We start from the raw sequence: 1,680 nt of genomic DNA on the forward strand, positions 1-1,680 counted from the left end.
CGGGCGGTTCATAGTTACGGATCCGATAGGGCTGGCGGGGGGAATAAATCTTTATCAGTATGCACCAAATCCATTAAGTTGGATCGATCCTCTCGGACTTAATAATTGTGGTATCGCTGGCTCTGTTAAGTGGAAAAGCTTTAACCCGAACAAAAACCCTGTAACAGGTCAAACTGGATTACAATATCACTATGCAAAACATGGACACGAGTTTGGTAATATTACGCAAAATCAATATATGGCAAAAGCGAAAGAATTTGCTTCAAAACCTTTAACCGAATCAATGCAAGAAGCAAAGGTAGGCAATTTTGTAATCAGACATGATAAAAGTACTGGTGAGATATTTGTAGGGCATATGGGGAAAAGAGAAATGAGGACTTATTATATAGATGATGGACGAAGTAAGACTCCATTTCAGGATGCAATTGACTTAGCTGGAGAAAAATAATGTATATAGAATTCCTTCATTCCGAGGTTATTGATTTTCTTTCCTCTTATTCATTATTTACTTTAAGTTCAGACGGCAGAGTTACTTTTTTGTATGAGAATGGACTAATAGATATTCCTGAATCATCCTTATCTAATAGGCAAATTTTTAATAACGATATTATTGATGCTTATAAATTATCTCCATTAGTAAGAAATAAGTATCTAGAAAATAAGGTTAAGGAAGTTACTGGGAATGAAATAAAAATCATCGATCATTCTGATAGCGAAATTACTGGGGTTCATTGCGCCGCTTGTAGGTTTATTGTTTTTGACAAATATGAAGACTCTGTTTTTGAAATATGCCCCGTCTGTGGTTGGCAATCTGACTCATTGAGTGAGGATGGTTACAGTAAATTAAATGGTATTGATTTAAAGACCTTTAGAAATTCTTCTTTATATAAAGATAATGTATCAAAATATATGGATGTGTATATTAGGGTTTAGTTATTTGTATTACCGGGAAGGGAATTGAACCTTCCCGGCTTTTTATTATTTAACTCTCGTTCAGCACACTAAAGATCCCGTCACGCATCCCCTTAACTGCCTGTTTAACCTGATAAAGCTCCCTGCGCAGTTCCTGTACTTCGTTGTTATCCGCAAGCAGGATCAGGCAGCCTTCCGAGATCTTCACAGTAACGCCCGTGCCGATCTCAAACCCCGCTTCTCTCAGCCATCTGGCGTCAGGTAAAGATCACGTAACGCTGCTTTTTTGTACTAAATAATTCGCACTAAATGTTCGATAATTGAGACATTCCTTATTACCTAAAGCTGTTTTTCATTGCTTATACATGATCAAATACTCCTTACATTATTAAGGAGAACAAAATGGAACTTAAAAAATTGATGGAACATATTTCTATTATTCCCGATTGCAGACAAGCCTGGAAAGTGGAACATAAATTGTCTGATATTCTACTGTTGACTATTTGTGCCGTTATTTCTGGTGCAGAAGGTTGGGAAGATAAAGAGGATTTCGGGGAAACACATCTCGATTTTTTAAAACAATATGGTGATTTTGAAAATGGTATTCCTGTTCACGATACTATTGCCAGAGTTGTATCCTGTATCAGTCCTGCGAAATTTCACGAGTGCTTTATTAACTGGATGCGTGACTGCCATTCCTCAAATGATAAAGACGTCATTGCAATTGATGGAAAAACGCTCCGGCACTCTTATGACAAGAGTCGCCGC

4 protein-coding genes are annotated in these 1,680 nt (G+C 37.3%); 3 read left to right on the plus strand and 1 reads right to left on the minus strand.

Features of this window, described 5'->3' with window-relative positions; genetic code table 11:
• On the plus strand, nucleotides 1–448 hold a 448-nt coding region (locus FEK50_RS24655), incomplete at its 5' end, for an RHS repeat-associated core domain-containing protein (RefSeq protein WP_276320337.1).
• Nucleotides 448–933 carry a CPCC family cysteine-rich protein gene (locus FEK50_RS23490; RefSeq protein ID WP_131162687.1) on the plus strand — a complete coding sequence of 162 codons (486 nt, stop codon included), beginning with the start codon at nucleotides 448–450 and terminating at the stop codon, nucleotides 931–933. The genes FEK50_RS24655 and FEK50_RS23490, both read left to right, overlap by 1 nt.
• A gap of 49 nt (nucleotides 934–982) precedes the next feature.
• Here the strand turns inward: FEK50_RS23490 and FEK50_RS23495 are convergent, their stop codons facing one another.
• A complete protein-coding gene (locus FEK50_RS23495; protein WP_240731153.1) occupies nucleotides 983–1,120 on the minus strand; it encodes a hypothetical protein in 138 nt (45 codons plus the stop codon).
• 194 nt (nucleotides 1,121–1,314) lie between these two features.
• Here FEK50_RS23495 and FEK50_RS23500 point away from each other — a divergent pair.
• Nucleotides 1,315–1,680, plus strand: a 366-nt coding sequence (locus tag FEK50_RS23500) for an ISAs1 family transposase (protein ID WP_138211687.1), incomplete at its 3' end; no start/stop codon positions are given.

The sequence above is a fragment of the Escherichia sp. E2586 genome (genome assembly GCF_005781105.1).
Lineage (GTDB): Bacteria > Pseudomonadota > Gammaproteobacteria > Enterobacterales > Enterobacteriaceae > Escherichia.